This is a genomic window from Mammaliicoccus lentus (assembly GCF_002902755.1).
GTDB classification, from domain to species: Bacteria; Bacillota; Bacilli; order Staphylococcales; family Staphylococcaceae; genus Mammaliicoccus; species Mammaliicoccus lentus.
In genome coordinates this window covers 1-14769 of sequence record NZ_PPRS01000022.1, presented here as the reverse complement: position 1 = coordinate 14769, position 14769 = coordinate 1, and the positions used below count along the sequence as shown (strand labels likewise).

Here is a 14769-nt window from a genome sequence, read left to right as displayed (position 1 = left end):
TTTTTAATCTGCACGTGTTTCTTTTATACGTTTAAACCAACGATATAGAACATATAATACAATAATCGCAATAATGATGATAAATAATTTAGAATATATACCTGCGAATTCAATTATTTTATGCCAATGACTTCCTAATGTCATGCCTAATACAATCAGTAGTATATTCCACATACCGGTACCGATTGCTGTTAATACAATGAATAAAGGTATATTCATTTTTGTGATTCCTGCAGGTAAAGATATCAAAGTTCTTACTATAGGAATAAATCTTCCGATAAATATAGCCCAATTTCCGTACTTATTTAGCCAAGTAATTGTTTTATCTAAATCTTTAGTTTTAATTCCTATATACTTACCATGCTTATGTATTAAACGATATATACGTTCTTCGCCAATCCAAGTACCGATGCCATATAATACTAACGCACCAAGCACCGCTCCAACAACTGCTAATATACATACGACGACAATACTTAAATTAGATTGTGTTGTCATAAATCCTGCAAATGTTAATACAATTTCAGAAGGGAAGGGATGTATAATATATTCTAAAAACACGAGTATAAAGATACCTACGTATCCATATTGGGTCATAAAATCAGTAATCCATTGTTCCATAATTAACTCCTTATGTAATGATTCATGTCAAAAATATAATTAACTTTAAACAGAAAAATAACAGTACAGTATACTATTGTACATACTTTACTGCTATTTAACTAAAGGTATATTTATTTTTTAAAACGACTTCTTTCTAATTGCTCTTCTTTATATCTTTCAGGATTTTTCTTATAAAAATCTTGGTGATGATCTTCTGCTTCATAAAATGTTTGATATGGTAATAATTTTGTTACAACTGTTTGATTTTCAGGTAATTTATCGTTTAACTGTGCGATATATTCTTCAGCTAATTTCTTTTGGTCATCATTTGTATAAAAGATAGCTGTTTGATATTGGGAGCCACGATCTTGAAATTGCCCATGAGCATCAGTAGGATCTATAATTGCAAAAAATATTTCTAATAATCTATTGTATGAGAATAATGCAACATCGTATTGGATTTCAACAACTTCGAGATGCCCTGTTTCTCCTGTCTTTACTTCTTCATAAGTTGGATTTTCTGTTGTTCCACCCATGTAACCTGAAGTGACTTTATCAATACCTTCATACTCATCGAATGGTTTAACCATGCACCAAAAGCATCCACCTGCGAAATACGCTTTATTCATATTCATTATAATTTTACCATCCTTTATTCAGTCTCAAGTCTTATTTTCCGATTGTTTCACAATTTTTTCTTGATTTTTAAACCATAAATTGGTTAACTTAGTGTATGATATTAATTATAATATAATTAATATCAATTTTGAAGATAAAAGGTTGGTAACAATGACTTCGCAAAATCAATCAGAAACAGATGACAATCGTCAAACAGATATACCACGAAGAACGAAAAAGCGTAGAATTAAAAAAGGGCCTTTTATTCTTTTAGGTATCATTTTGCTATTAATCGGGTTAGTATTCTATATAACTGCTTCATATAAGTCTGGCTTGAAAGTTTCAACTGAGAATGGTAAGGACCATCAATTACATAAGTTCCATAGTTCTACCAGAAATGATGGTAAGGTTAATGTGCTTGTGTTAGGGGAAGATCGTAAAGTTGATAACTCACAGCCTAGAACCGATTCAATTATGGTTGTTCAATATGATTACTTAAAGAAAGATTTAAAAATCGTTTCGGTCATGAGAGATATTTATTCTGAAATACCTGGTGGTTATAGAAATTACAAAATCAATACTGCATACTCACTTGGTGGACCAGAATTATTGCGTAAAACATTGAAGAAAAACCTTGGTCTTGATCCAGAGTACTATGCCATCATAGACTTTGATGGATTCGAGCAAATGGTTGATGAAATTGCACCAGACGGTGTTCCAATCAATGTTGAAAAGGACATGTCTGAAAAAATTGGTGTTTCTCTGAAAAAAGGTCAACATAACTTAAACGGGAAAGAATTATTAGGTTATGCGCGTTATAGAAATGACGAAGAAGGCGACTTTGGACGAGTAAGAAGACAACAACAAGTTATGACAGGACTGAAATCAGAACTATTAAGTGTAAATTCAGTTCTGAAAGCACCTAAAATTGCAGGTATTGCAAGAGGTTATGTTAATACAAATTTAGATGATCAAACAATTTATAAAACGGGAGCTAGCTTTATAGCTAGAGGCGATAAAGATATTAAGACTTTAACAGTGCCAGTAAAAGGCTCTTATACAAATGAAAATGATATTGAAAATGGTGCTGTTTTAAGTATTGATAAAGAACAGAATAAAAAAGCAATAAAAGAATTTCTTGATGAATAGTAGATGAGTATGGCATTTTATCCGTATTCAAAGTGAGAGGGAGCGAGACAGAAATCGTATTTTTTAAAGATTTCATAGTCTCGCTCCCTTTTTTTAATATATTTAAAAATTAAGAATCTGATTTACGAACGCCTGCTACACCATAGTGTTCAGGTTTCATTTCTTCAATGATAACGTGTATATTTTCTTTTGGAGCTTTAGCATTCTTATGTACTGCTTCGGTAACATCATTAACTAGACCTCTTAACTGTTCATCTGATCTACCTTCAATTAATTTAACATTTACGATTGGCATTATTTTCTCTCCTCATTATATTGTATATTTGCTGAAGGACCTGTATCACCGCGCCAGTCTTGCTGGCCATCATCTTCAATGAATTCGATATTAACATCCTCAACATGTGATAAGTCTAACAACTTTAATATAATCCGTTTTCTGATATCTGACAACTCTTTTAACGTAAAGTTCTTGTTTAACTCTAATAATGCTTCAATATGCAATGCTTCTCCTTCTTTAATGACAGCTAATCGTTTAATATCGGATACAGCTTTTTCATCTAGAATGATACGTGAAGCATGTATTTCTGATTCGTGATCAGCGATACCAAGAACACCTTGGGCATTTTCAACAAATATAATACCGACAATAATAAACATCATGATACCGATTATGACTGAAGCAATACCTTCAAGCATACCTAAGCCAGTTAATCGAGCAATGATAATGGATAATACAGCGATTATACCGCCACCAGCTGCTACTGTATCTTCCATAAATACAAGTTTTGTAGCGGGCTTTGCTTTGCTGATATTTAAATAACTTTTAGTGAAAGGTGTTAATAAACCTTTGCTAGATTCTCCAGCTTCTTCTAAAATTTCTTTGCCAGCTTTTCTTAACACTGTACCTTCTAAAACAATACCGATAACGAGTACGCCGATATTAATCCAGAAAAATAAAAGTGGGCCATCAGTATCATTAGGATGAATAATATGGTGAAAACCTTCTTTTACTGTTTCGTATGAAAGAATCCCAACAATTATAACTGCTATTAAACATACTAGATTAATAAGTCGACCATATCCAAGTGGGAATTTCTCATTAGGACTGCGTTTTGAAAAAGCAGAACCGAGAAACACGAATAATTGATTAGCTGCATCCCCAAAGGAATGCATCATTTCAGCAAACATAGCGATGTTGCCTGTAAAAATAAAAGCGAAGAGCTTTAAAAAACCAAGAATGAAGTTAACGATAGCAGCAGATAAAGAAGACATGCTACCTTTTTTAAGTAAATTGAAAAATCTGCTCATAACAAGCTCCTTTGCATATTAAATTTTTATAATGATAACATCTTAATTCCCATAATTTAATATTGCTAATCATTTTAGATACTTATAATTTTATTATGTAAACTATAAGTGTTGTTTGAAATTTCTTAAGACCATTAGCTAGGGAATATGTTATACTATAAATGTATAATGTTTGAATATGTCATACTATTTGATTACTATATTAATGTAGCTTAATACATTAAATGTCTTATTACACCTTATCTATGAGTTGACACTTTTTTAATATAGATATTAGGTTTATAATAGAGTTAATACATAAAATTATGTAAACAAATTTAATAACTGAAATTCTGTATATTTGTTATGGGCATATATAGATGAGTAAATTAATATTGAAAGGGGCTCTGTAGTTAATTATGAATTCAATACATAAGAAAACAGATGTAATATTAATTGGTGGTGGCATAATGAGTGCGACTTTAGGCACAATGCTTAAAGAATTATCACCAAACTTAGAAATTAAATTATTCGAAAAATTATCTAAACCAGCTGAAGAGAGTTCTAATGAATGGAACAACGCAGGTACAGGACATTCTGCTTTATGTGAATTGAATTACACTAAAGAAGAGGCGGATGGTTCCGTTAATATTGATAAAGCAATCCAAATCAATGAACAGTTTCAGTTATCAAAACAATTTTGGACTTATCTTGTAAATCAAGGTAAGTTAGCTGATCCAAAATCATTTATTCGTCCTGTTCCACATATGAGTTTTGTTTATGGAAAGAAAAACATAGAATTTTTGAGAAAACGTTGTGATGCTTTATCGAATAATCCTTTATTCACAGGTATGACATTTACTGATGATTTTGAAACATTAAAACATTGGATGCCATTAATGATGGAGGGACGTCCGACTACTGAAGAAATTGCAGCAACTAAAATAGAATCTGGTACAGATGTAAACTTCGGTAATTTAACACGTTCACTTTTAAGTAATTTAAAAGATGAAGGTGTAGAGTTATATTACAATCATTCTGTTCAGAATATTCGAAGAAATCAAGATAACACATGGCAGTTAAAAATTTATAATAGTGAAACGAAGAAAACTGAATATCATAACACTAAATTTGTATTCATTGGTGCTGGTGGCGGCAGTTTACCGCTGTTACAGAAGACAGGTATTAAAGAATCTACAAATATAGGTGGCTTCCCGGTTAGTGGTTTATTCATGGTATGTAATAATGAAGACGTTATTGCTAAACATGAAGCCAAAGTTTATGGTAAAGCTAAAGTCGGCGCGCCACCAATGTCAGTACCACATTTAGATACAAGATACATTGAAGGTAAACGAACATTATTATTTGGACCTTTTGCTGGATTTTCACCTAAGTTCTTGAAAACAGGTTCAAATTTAGATTTAATTGAATCTGTTAAACCTAATAATGTTTTAACAATGCTTTCTGCTGGATTAAAAGAAATGGGATTAACGAAATATTTAGTGGAGCAAGTACTTTTATCTGATGAAAAACGATTAGAAGAGTTAAAAGAATTTATTCCAACTGCAAAATTAGAGGATTGGGACATTGTAATTGCTGGCCAACGTGTGCAAGTAATTAAAGACACAGATGAAGGCGGGAAAGGGACACTTCAATTTGGTACTGAGCTTGTCACAAGTGAAGACGGTTCAATATCAGCTTTACTAGGTGCTTCTCCAGGTGCTTCTACAGCAGTACATGTTATGTTGCAGTTATTAGAAAAAAGTTTCCCAGAACAATTCCCAGAATGGAAACAAAGAATTAAACAAATGATACCTTCATATGAAGTACAATTGTCTGAAAATCCTGAAGTATTTGATGAAATTAATACATCAACTTCAAAAGCATTAGGATTATATAAATAATAGAACTATAAAATTTTGATATGCTTCTTTCAAAGCACACTCTAAAAAGTGAAATCTTTGAAGGGAGCTTTTTTGGTAATATAATGTGAAAGTATCGAAATACATGCACATTAGCGTATAATTTTCATGTATTTATAATCAGTATATTTAAGCGTATGTAACAAATTTACAAATTTCTTTAACTCTAAAATAAAAATTGATTTTATTCTCTTTAACTTTTAACCCAATCGCGTTAAACTATTCTTAATGAAGATTAAGGGGGGGTTCACTCTATGTTTGAAAAATTACTAACTTCTATTGGTATCGGTAATTTAAAAATTGATACGAGACTAGAAAAATTAACTTTTAATGAAGAAGAACCAATTAAAGGTAAAGTGATTTTTTATGGTGGTTCATGTGACATTAAAGTAGAATATATTATGTTATCTTTAATTGAAAGAGTTAACAACAAAGATGAAGATAGTGATTTTGCTGAATTTGATAATGTATTGCATAAATACAAAGTTAATAAATCTTTCGTTATTAAAAAAGGTGCACAACAAGAATATGAATTTGAATTCAAATTAGAACAGATTGATTTTAAAGGTGAACCTGAAGAAATCTTCTTAAAAACACATGTTCATATTGATCAATCTGTCGGTGCAGATGACGAAGAACGATTAATTATAGTAAGATAGTGTTCACTATTAGTTTATAAAAATATTGTTATTTTAGTATTGTAACGTTCATGCTTAAATTCTTAAAAACACACCACAAAAGTAGGGTAATCCTTAGCTTTTGTGGTGTGTTTTATTTTTATTTTGGAATAACAGGGATTAATAAGGGAAACCTTCTTTTGAACATCAACACATATAACGTTTCAGTAGATTAAAAACATTATTTATACAAAAATAAACGTATTAACGTTGAAATAGAACATATGTTCGTATATAATAAAAATATATTCAGTCGATTGAGGGAAGGTGACATTATGTATGATTATCATTTATGTGAGGACCGAGATATCTTATGTATAGATCAGAAAAGCTTCTTTGCGAGTGTGTCTTGTATTATGAAAGGGCTGGATCCGTTAACAACAAAATTAGCAGTAATAGCAGATACTAAACGACAAGGTTCTATCGTGTTAGCAGCTACGGAGCCTTTGAAAGAGTTAGGTGTAAAAACTGGATCAAGATTGTTTGAAATACCTCATAGAAATGACATTTACATTATTAATCCAAGTATGAAACGATATTTAGAATATTCTGTAGCAATTACTAAGATAGCTTTACGTTACGTCGCACCTGAAGATTTTCATCAATATAGTATTGATGAATTTTTTATAGATATTACGGATAGTTACAAACAGTTTAGTTCTACACCAAGAGCATTTGCTCAACGTTTAATGAGAGAAATCAAAGAAGAAACCCAAATTCAGTGCGCAATTGGCATAGGCTCTAATATGTTATTGAGTAAAGTTTCATTGGATATGGAGTCAAAGACAAATGAAGATTTCATTGCTGAGTGGAGATATCAAGATGTACCGACAAAGTTATGGCCCATAAATCCGCTTAGTAAATTTTGGGGGATTAATCATAGAACTGAGAAGAAATTAAATGCTAAAGGTATTTTCACAATTGGAGATTTAGCGCACTATCCACAGCAATATTTAAAGAGAGAGTATGGTGTAATTGGCACGGATTTACATTTGCATGCAAATGGTATAGATTTAAGCAAAATTAAAGAAAAACATCGTATTATGAATCCGACGATATGTAAGAGCCAAATACTGATGAGAGATTACTACTATCATGAAACGAAAGTTGTATTATTAGAATTAGTAGAAGAAGTTGCGATGCGTTTAAGATCAAGAGATTTATTAGTTAAGACCATATCTTTTTCAATGGGATATAGTGGAGAAGGTGGCGTCAATAAACAATACACTTTAAAAGATGGCACGAATTTAACGATGGATATATTTAGAGTGATTTGGAGCTTTGCAGAACAATTGTGCGATAAACAAGCAAAATATCGAACATTAAGCGTCACTTTAAATAACTTTGTGCCAGAAAGAGCAAGACAACTTAATTTATTTATTGATGAATTTGAAAGACAACGAGATGAAGCACTTGAGAAGACAATCGATAAACTTAAAAGAAAATACGGTCCTAATGTTGTATCTAGAGCTGTGTCATATACACCAGCAGCTACAGCAAGAGAAAGAGCAGGACTCATAGCAGGACATAAAAAGTAATTTATATAATAAATCTATAAACATAATATAAATGTGTGTAAAAATATAATATTTGACAAACTATACACACATTTATATACTTAATTTTGACCGATAATCAAATATGGGGAGTGGTGCATGTGATTAAACAAGTTACACCTTATCTTTACTTTAACGGAACTTGCGAAGAAGCATTGGCATTTTATAGTGAAGCGCTAGACGGAAGTGTAAGAGAATCGCAAACATATGGAGATGCTGGCATAACAGCAGAAGATCCTAAGAGAATTTTGCATGCACAATTAGAGGTAAATGGTCATATATTAATGTTTTCAGATGTTCCTAATAATGACGAGTCTCTCAATAAGAACCATAATATATATGTTGTTTTAGATTTTGAACAAGAAGAGCAAATTAAAGAAGTTTATGAAATATTTAAAAAAGAAGGTCAAGTACAAGTAGAACTTGATAAAATGTTTTGGGGTCAAACCTATGCTAAAGTTATTGATAAATTTGGAATAGGTTGGGATTTTTCATATACCCATCAAGAATAAATAATATAAAAAAGCACATCGGCTATAAAGTCGGTGTGCTTTTTAGTTATTCCTCTAAAGTCTCAGCTATCTCTTCCCAAGCTCTATTTCTATGTGATTGCATAGCAAATCTAGCCGCATTTTTATCTTTAGCTTCCATACAAGCTATAATAGCACGATGTTCCACAATAGATTGGTAAGGTATAGGGCGGTTATTGATTGTATATAATCTAGCTCTGTATAATTGATCAGAATGTATATTAATTACACTGCTTAGTCTAGTATTTTGTGCAAAACTAATTAAATCAGCATGAAATTGGTCATCTAGAATAGACCAATTATATAAATCATTTCGATCAAGACTTTCTTGTTGGAGAGATACAAGATGTTTTAAATGATTAATGTTTTCTTGAGTTATTTTTGAGGTAGCTAATTCTACTGCTAATCCATCTAAACTTTCAGTAATTTCATAAATCTCTTTTAAATCTTGCTTTTTTATCGGGTTGATAATAAATCCTTTTCTAGGAACGAGTGTGAGTAAACCTTCAGTCTGTAATCTAACTAATGCTTCTCTAACAGGAGTACGACTCATCTCTAGAACTTCAGCAATTTCTCGTTCTAATAATGTTTGACCAGGTTTTAATTTCAATTGTTTTATAGCAATCCGAATAATATGATAAGCACGAATAGGTAAGCGTTGTTCTTCAATCTGCTCAGCTATTTGATTTAATGTGACTTTCAATTTTTGATATTCAATTAGTTCGTCGTTTGACATAAAATCTCCTCCAAAATTAAACAATAAAAAAACGTCTATCTCGTATATTAGTTAAGTATATTATACCAGAAAGACGCTTTATCAAATATGAATAGAAGTTATTTATCTAATCTATTATTTTACAATTTTGGAATTTAAATTTTGTATGATAGCATTAGTCATTTCTTCAGTTGTAGTGTCTCCTCCTATATCTTGAGTAAGTGCGCCAGAATCAGTTGCTTTTTTTATAGCGTTATTTAATTGCATTGCTTCATCTTTGAGACCGAAATTATCTAACATTAATGCCGCACTTCCAATAGCACCAATAGGGTTTGCAATTCCCTGTCCAGCAATATCTGGCGCAGAGCCATGAACTGATTCAAACATACTAGGATATCTTCCGTCAGGATTTAAGTTAGCACTAGCTGCAATACCTAAACTACCAGCTAAAGCACTACCTAAATCAGATAAAATATCTGCTAATAAGTTTGATGCTACAACCACTTCTAAATCTTCGGGGTGAAGCACAAAGTTTGCTGCCATAGCATCTACTAACCATTGATCAGTTTCAACATCAGGGTATTCTTTACTTGCACGTTCAAAGACTTCATCCCATAGCACCATACCATATTGTTGAGCATTACTTTTAGTTACGCTTGTTACTTTCTTACGCTTTCTCTTTTTAGCAGTTTCAAAAGCAAATCTGATAATACGTTCACAGCCTTTTTCAGTAAATAATGAAGATTGTACTGCTACTTCATTACCGGGACCTCTACCAGTAAAGTTTCTTCCACCAATACCTGAATATTCTCCTTCCGAATTTTCGCGTATTAATACCCAGTTTAATGATTCAACATTGGGGTGATTAAGTTTACTTTTTACTCCAGGTAAAAATTCAACTGGTCGAATGTTTGCCCATTGGTCAAAGCCTTGACAAATCGCTATGCGAAGCCCCCACAAACTAATATGATCCGGAACATTAGGAAAACCCACTGCTCCAAAATAAATTGCATCATGATTTTTTATTTGTTCTAAACCATCTTCGGCCATCATTTTCTCATGTTCTAAATAATATTCACATCCCCAAGGAAAATAATCATACTCAAATGAAAATTTACCGTTTGATTGTTCTGATAAGTGATTTAAAACACGAATACCTTCATTAATAACTTCTTTACCAATTCCATCGCCAGGTATTACTGCAATCTTAAATGTATTTTTCGTATTCATATTATCTCTCCTTTTCCTTTGTTATAAACTTATTATTAAACAATGTATACATTAAAGTCAAGTTATAATGAATTTAATCGTATATTAAATAAATTAATTGACTTAATGTATACGTTAATGTAAGATTAGAAAAAAGAAAACGCTAACATAAATTTGAAGGGGGATTTTATTTATGGATGCATCAATAATCACGCTAATATTTTTAGTATTTGCAATTATCATGTTTGCTTGGGAGAAAATACCCTTGTCTATTACTGCTATGATTGTTGCAGTAGGTTTAGTTTTAACAGATGTTCTAACAGCAGAAGAGGCGTTTGCAGGATTTGTAGATAGTAATGTACTTTTATTTATGGCGATGTTTATAGTAGGGGGAGCATTTTTTGAAACTGGGATGGCTCAGCAAATAGGAGGCATCGTTACAAAATTCGCCAAAACAGAAAAGCAATTAATTGTAGCAGTAATGTTAATAACAGGTTTAATGTCAGGGGTATTATCTAATACTGGAACAGCAGCAGTGTTGATTCCTGTTGTTATTGGAATTGCAGCTAAAGCTGGATTTTCGCGTTCTACCTTATTACTACCTCTAGTATTCGCAGCAGCGATGGGAGGAAATTTAAGTTTGATTGGTGCTCCAGGTAATATGATTGCTCAGTCGTCATTAAAAAAAATAGGGGAAGGCTTTGGCTTTTTTGAATATGCAAAAGTAGGATTACCAATATTAATAATTGGTATTTTATATTTCGCAATAATTGGTCGTAAGTTACTTCCAAAAAGAGAAGAGACAGATCTGGATGAAGATTCTATATATGCACAACAAGTTGACTATTCAAATGTACCTAAATGGAAGCAAATTGTAGCATTAGATGTATTAATTTTAACTGTTATTGCAATGATATTTGAAAAACAAATTGGTATACCATTATATATATCAGCATGGATTGGAGCATTAATACTTGTAGCAACGAGAGTTATAACAGAGAAAAAAGCAATGAAAACTATAGATATGAATACAATACTTCTATTTGTTGGATCACTTGCTTTAGCAAAAGGAATAGATGTATCAGGAGCAGGTAAAGAAATAGCTAATGTATTAATAAATACACTTGGTAAAAATCCTTCCCCCTATGTATTGTTATTTGTAATTTTAGTATTATCTGCAGTGATGACAAACTTTATGTCGAATACTGCTACAACTGCTTTGTTAGTACCAATTAGTTTATCTATAGCAAATGGTATGGGAGCAGATCCAAGTGCTGTAGTAATGGCAACAGTTATTGGTGGATCTTTAGCATTTGCAACACCAATTGGTATGCCAGCAAATACAATGGTGTATGGTCTCGGTGGATTTAAATTTAAAGATTATGCTATCGCAGGTATTCCTTTAATCATATTATCTATTATTATTTCAATGATATTACTGCCAATTTTCTTCCCGTTTTATTAAACAAAGTTACAATTTTAATTATTTTATGTATCATAAGATATAAAGTGAATATAAATGAGGTGCGAAAATGAAAGTTTTAATTTCACCTGATTCTTTCAAAGGAAGTATTGATGCTTTAAATGCTGCTAAAGCAATTGAGTCGGGTATTCATAAAGTTGATTCTACAGTAGAAACTGAATTACTACCTATGGCTGATGGTGGAGAAGGTACTATGATAAACCTTGTGCAGGCAACAAATGGCACAATAAAGACTATTAATAGTAGAGATCCCTTGAATAGAGAAATAAAAGCTGATTATGGTATTACAGGTGATGGGCAAACGGCGATAATTGAATTAGCGACAAGTTCTGGTATTGATTTGCTTTCGGCTGATGAATTAAATCCGTATGTGACAACGACTTACGGTACAGGATTACTCATTAAAGATGCTCTTAAAAAAGGAATAAAGCACTTTATCATATGTTTAGGTGGAAGTGCTACGAATGATGCAGGTGTGGGGATATTACAAGCATTAGGTTATCGATTTTTAGATAAAAACAAACAAGAAATTAAATATGGAGGCATACATTTAAAAGATATTGAATCGATAGATGAGTCTCAAGTATTAACAAATTTAAAAGATGCACATTTTGATATTGCTTGTGATGTAACGAATGTTTTTGTCGGCAAACAAGGTGCAAGCCATATTTTTGGACCGCAAAAAGGTGCTACATACGAACAAGTAATGGAATTAGATCATGCTTTGAATCATTTTGCTAATGTCGTTGAAAAAGATAAAAATATTTTTATTAAAGAAATAGAAGGTGCTGGTGCAGCAGGAGGAACAGCTGGTGGATTAATGGCTTTCTTGAATACAAATATTGAAAGAGGTATCGAACTTGTAATAGATTTTGTGAATTTTCACGACCTTATAAGAACGCAAAACTTTGACTATATATTTACAGGAGAAGGTAAAATTGACGGTCAAACAGCAGGAGGAAAAGTTATTTCAGGTATTTGTAAAGTAGCCTCTGATTATAATATTCCAGTTATTGCAATAGGAGGTTCTGTAGAAAGTGATTTATCAGAATTACATAATCAAGGTTTAACAGCAGCATTCAGTATTACTTCAAAACCAGTTAGTTTAGAATATGCTATTAAAAATGCACAAAGTTTAATAGAACAACAGTCAGAACAAATATTCCGACTGATTTATCGCAAGTAATAAAATGAAAATGTTAGATATAAGGATAGTAATAGTTTTTTATTGTAGTTGGATTAACGAGGAAGAAAATCCAATAAGAGTATGGTTAGTTGGATTAATGTCATAGAAAATCCAATAAGAGTATAGTTAGTTGGATTAATGAGTAAGAAAATCCAATAAAAGTATGGTTAGTTGGATTAATGAGTAAGAAAATCCAATAAGAGTATGGTTAGTTGGATTAATGAGTAAGAAAATCCAATAAGAGTGTAGTTAGTTGGATTAATGAGTAAGAAAATCCAATAAGAGTGTAGTTAGTTGGATTAATGAGTAAGAAAATCCAATAAGAGTATGGTTAGTTGGATTAATGAGTAAGAAAATCCAATAAGAGTATGGTTAGTTGGATTAATGAGTAAGAAAATCCAATAAGAGTTGAAAGGGTGAGACATCTTTATGTCCTACCCTCTTTTTGTATATAAAATTGGTCATTTTGACTAATATAATTGTCAAAATGACTATAATAATGTATATTAGATGTCGTAGGTAGGTGGTTTAATGAAGAATAGAGTAAAAGAATTAAGAGCACGTGAGGGTTATAACCAGACGGAGCTTGCTAAAAAAGCAGGTATTTCTAGACAAACTGTTTCATTAATAGAACGTAATAATTTTATGCCATCAATACTGACTGCTGTGAGAATAGCTAGAATACTGAAAGAAAACGTTGAAGAAGTTTTCATATTCGAGGAGGAAGAACTATGAAAAAGAGTAAAATCATGTTATTTGGTAACTTGTTATTATATTTAATAATAGGCGGTATTATAGGTGGATTAACATCGGTTGTACTAAGCAATAATTATGAACTGTTTGAATTTAAATTATCAAAAACGCAAACAGATATAACGAGTGTAGTGTTGGCTATTATATATATTATTCTAGTAATCGCTCTAGTTAATGTATATAAAAAAGCACAAAGATTAAGAGAGACAGAAACAAATATTGATAATGAAGATGAAATAGAAATTCAGATTGAGCGAACGTTAATTTTAGCTCCAGTCATTTTAGGTATTAATACTGCAATTGCTTTATCTATTTTAAATATAACGATAAATGTGGCAGAAGAAGTAAGTATTTTATCTACGTTAATGGTAGTAGTAACACTATTTGTAACAGCACCATTAACATATATGCACATGTCTGCCATGAGAAAATTATATCCAGAACGTAATTATCCAAAGCCAGGTGATAAAAAGTTAAACGAAAAACTTATAAATATGATGGATAGTGGTGAACAGTATATTACATTGCTAGCATTACAAAAAACATATTCACTGAATCAACAAATCATCATTGCGATTATCGCTTTAGCATCTATATATTCATTGGCTTCACATGATAATCAATTTTTCTCAGTAACACTTATGATTCTGCTGTATCTTGTTAATACAATGTATTACACTAAACAAGTTTCACAAACTTTGTAGTAAATAAGAAGAGGACAGATACTCTAACGTGCAAGAAATTTTAAACAAGCTCGTTACATTTTCTAACGAGCAAGTGATTATAAACAAGCCCGTTAGCGCTATTAAAATCTTTGATTTTTATTAGTTTGTCTTAAATTTTATATGATATCAACGGCTAACGTGCAAGAAATTTCAAACAAGCTCGTTACATTTTCTAATGAGCAAGTGATTATAAACAAGCCCGTTAGCACTATTAAAAGCTTTGATTTTTATTAGTTTGCCTTAAATTTTATACGACATCAGAATATGTCCATATAATTGTGTAATAAAAAAAGAGCCAAATATAGCTCACTTTAGTACAATGTAATCGACTAAGAAAATATTGTAGAGGTGACCTA

The 14769-nt window shown here is 31.5% G+C and carries 15 protein-coding genes; 9 read left to right on the top strand and 6 right to left on the bottom strand.

The features are described from left to right. Positions 1 to 3: 3 nt before the first annotated feature. Positions 4 to 621, bottom strand: a complete 618-nt coding sequence (locus CD135_RS07530) for a DedA family protein (RefSeq protein WP_103269147.1) — start codon at positions 619 to 621, stop codon at positions 4 to 6. A 113-nt stretch (positions 622 to 734) separates the two neighbouring features. Then, a complete protein-coding gene (msrA, locus tag CD135_RS07525; protein WP_026023649.1) occupies positions 735 to 1238 on the bottom strand; it encodes a peptide-methionine (S)-S-oxide reductase MsrA in 504 nt (167 codons plus the stop codon). Between the two features lie 154 nt (positions 1239 to 1392). On the opposite strand from msrA, the gene CD135_RS07520 reads away from it, so the two are divergent. Then, positions 1393 to 2370 (top strand): LCP family protein, encoded by a 978-nt coding sequence (locus tag CD135_RS07520; RefSeq protein ID WP_016999572.1) that lies wholly within the window; start codon positions 1393 to 1395, stop codon positions 2368 to 2370. A gap of 109 nt (positions 2371 to 2479) precedes the next feature. Here the strand turns inward: CD135_RS07520 and CD135_RS07515 are convergent, their stop codons facing one another. Beyond that, on the bottom strand, positions 2480 to 2665 hold the full coding sequence (locus CD135_RS07515; RefSeq protein WP_016999571.1) for a 2-hydroxymuconate tautomerase: 186 nt from the start codon (positions 2663 to 2665) through the stop codon (positions 2480 to 2482). Next, positions 2665 to 3678: a cation diffusion facilitator family transporter gene (locus CD135_RS07510; RefSeq protein WP_103269146.1), complete on the bottom strand. Its 1014-nt coding sequence runs from the start codon at positions 3676 to 3678 to the stop codon at positions 2665 to 2667. The genes CD135_RS07515 and CD135_RS07510 overlap by 1 nt, the downstream gene beginning before the upstream one ends. A gap of 398 nt (positions 3679 to 4076) precedes the next feature. On the opposite strand from CD135_RS07510, the gene mqo reads away from it, so the two are divergent. The 4 genes from mqo to CD135_RS07490 all read left to right on the top strand — a co-directional run bounded on the left by mqo (position 4077) and on the right by CD135_RS07490 (position 8324). Continuing rightward, on the top strand, positions 4077 to 5561 hold the full coding sequence (mqo, locus tag CD135_RS07505; protein WP_016999569.1) for a malate dehydrogenase (quinone): 1485 nt from the start codon (positions 4077 to 4079) through the stop codon (positions 5559 to 5561). A 272-nt stretch (positions 5562 to 5833) separates the two neighbouring features. Then, positions 5834 to 6238: a sporulation protein gene (locus tag CD135_RS07500; RefSeq protein ID WP_016999568.1), complete on the top strand. Its 405-nt coding sequence runs from the start codon at positions 5834 to 5836 to the stop codon at positions 6236 to 6238. Between the two features lie 293 nt (positions 6239 to 6531). Beyond that, a complete protein-coding gene (locus CD135_RS07495) occupies positions 6532 to 7794 on the top strand; it encodes a Y-family DNA polymerase (RefSeq protein ID WP_103269145.1) in 1263 nt (420 codons plus the stop codon). A 119-nt stretch (positions 7795 to 7913) separates the two neighbouring features. Beyond that, entirely contained in the window at positions 7914 to 8324 is a 411-nt protein-coding gene (locus tag CD135_RS07490) for a VOC family protein (RefSeq protein ID WP_016999566.1), read from the top strand. A 46-nt stretch (positions 8325 to 8370) separates the two neighbouring features. Here CD135_RS07490 and CD135_RS07485 read toward each other — a convergent pair whose 3' ends face one another. Together CD135_RS07485 and CD135_RS07480 are read right to left on the bottom strand one after the other, a co-directional pair. Then, the gene (locus CD135_RS07485) at positions 8371 to 9078 is read right to left on the bottom strand and encodes a GntR family transcriptional regulator (protein WP_103269144.1); all 708 of its coding nucleotides are present in this window, start codon (positions 9076 to 9078) and stop codon (positions 8371 to 8373) included. A gap of 114 nt (positions 9079 to 9192) precedes the next feature. After that, positions 9193 to 10287, bottom strand: coding sequence for a tartrate dehydrogenase (locus CD135_RS07480; RefSeq protein ID WP_103269143.1), 1095 nt, complete (start codon positions 10285 to 10287; stop codon positions 9193 to 9195). 172 nt (positions 10288 to 10459) lie between these two features. Here CD135_RS07480 and CD135_RS07475 point away from each other — a divergent pair, with 172 nt between their 5' ends. The 4 genes from CD135_RS07475 (at position 10460) to CD135_RS07460 (ending at position 14392) form a co-directional block, all read left to right on the top strand. Continuing rightward, the gene (locus tag CD135_RS07475; RefSeq protein WP_103269142.1) at positions 10460 to 11731 is read left to right on the top strand and encodes an SLC13 family permease; all 1272 of its coding nucleotides are present in this window, start codon (positions 10460 to 10462) and stop codon (positions 11729 to 11731) included. Between the two features lie 67 nt (positions 11732 to 11798). Continuing rightward, the gene (locus CD135_RS07470) at positions 11799 to 12935 is read left to right on the top strand and encodes a glycerate kinase family protein (RefSeq protein WP_103269141.1); all 1137 of its coding nucleotides are present in this window, start codon (positions 11799 to 11801) and stop codon (positions 12933 to 12935) included. Positions 12936 to 13466: 531 nt separating this feature from the next. Then, entirely contained in the window at positions 13467 to 13670 is a 204-nt protein-coding gene (locus CD135_RS07465; protein ID WP_016999561.1) for a helix-turn-helix transcriptional regulator, read from the top strand. Then, complete coding sequence (locus CD135_RS07460; RefSeq protein ID WP_103269140.1) at positions 13667 to 14392, top strand: DUF3169 family protein; 726 nt, start codon at positions 13667 to 13669, stop codon at positions 14390 to 14392. The genes CD135_RS07465 and CD135_RS07460 overlap by 4 nt, the downstream gene beginning before the upstream one ends. The last annotated feature ends 377 nt before the right edge of the window (positions 14393 to 14769 follow it).

Excerpts from the sequence above, each read along its gene's own strand:
- CD135_RS07530 (WP_103269147.1), bottom strand. The coding sequence starts at position 621 with ATGGAACAATGGATTACTGATTTTATGACCCAATATGGATACGTAGGT.
- msrA (WP_026023649.1), bottom strand. The coding sequence starts at position 1,238 with ATGAATATGAATAAAGCGTATTTCGCAGGTGGATGCTTTTGGTGCATG.
- CD135_RS07520 (WP_016999572.1), top strand. The coding sequence starts at position 1,393 with ATGACTTCGCAAAATCAATCAGAAACAGATGACAATCGTCAAACAGAT.
- CD135_RS07515 (WP_016999571.1), bottom strand. The coding sequence starts at position 2,665 with ATGCCAATCGTAAATGTTAAATTAATTGAAGGTAGATCAGATGAACAG.
- CD135_RS07510 (WP_103269146.1), bottom strand. The coding sequence starts at position 3,678 with ATGAGCAGATTTTTCAATTTACTTAAAAAAGGTAGCATGTCTTCTTTA.
- mqo (WP_016999569.1), top strand. The coding sequence starts at position 4,077 with ATGAATTCAATACATAAGAAAACAGATGTAATATTAATTGGTGGTGGC.
- CD135_RS07500 (WP_016999568.1), top strand. The coding sequence starts at position 5,834 with ATGTTTGAAAAATTACTAACTTCTATTGGTATCGGTAATTTAAAAATT.
- CD135_RS07495 (WP_103269145.1), top strand. The coding sequence starts at position 6,532 with ATGTATGATTATCATTTATGTGAGGACCGAGATATCTTATGTATAGAT.
- CD135_RS07485 (WP_103269144.1), bottom strand. The coding sequence starts at position 9,078 with ATGTCAAACGACGAACTAATTGAATATCAAAAATTGAAAGTCACATTA.
- CD135_RS07480 (WP_103269143.1), bottom strand. The coding sequence starts at position 10,287 with ATGAATACGAAAAATACATTTAAGATTGCAGTAATACCTGGCGATGGA.
- CD135_RS07475 (WP_103269142.1), top strand. The coding sequence starts at position 10,460 with ATGGATGCATCAATAATCACGCTAATATTTTTAGTATTTGCAATTATC.
- CD135_RS07470 (WP_103269141.1), top strand. The coding sequence starts at position 11,799 with ATGAAAGTTTTAATTTCACCTGATTCTTTCAAAGGAAGTATTGATGCT.
- CD135_RS07465 (WP_016999561.1), top strand. The coding sequence starts at position 13,467 with ATGAAGAATAGAGTAAAAGAATTAAGAGCACGTGAGGGTTATAACCAG.
- CD135_RS07460 (WP_103269140.1), top strand. The coding sequence starts at position 13,667 with ATGAAAAAGAGTAAAATCATGTTATTTGGTAACTTGTTATTATATTTA.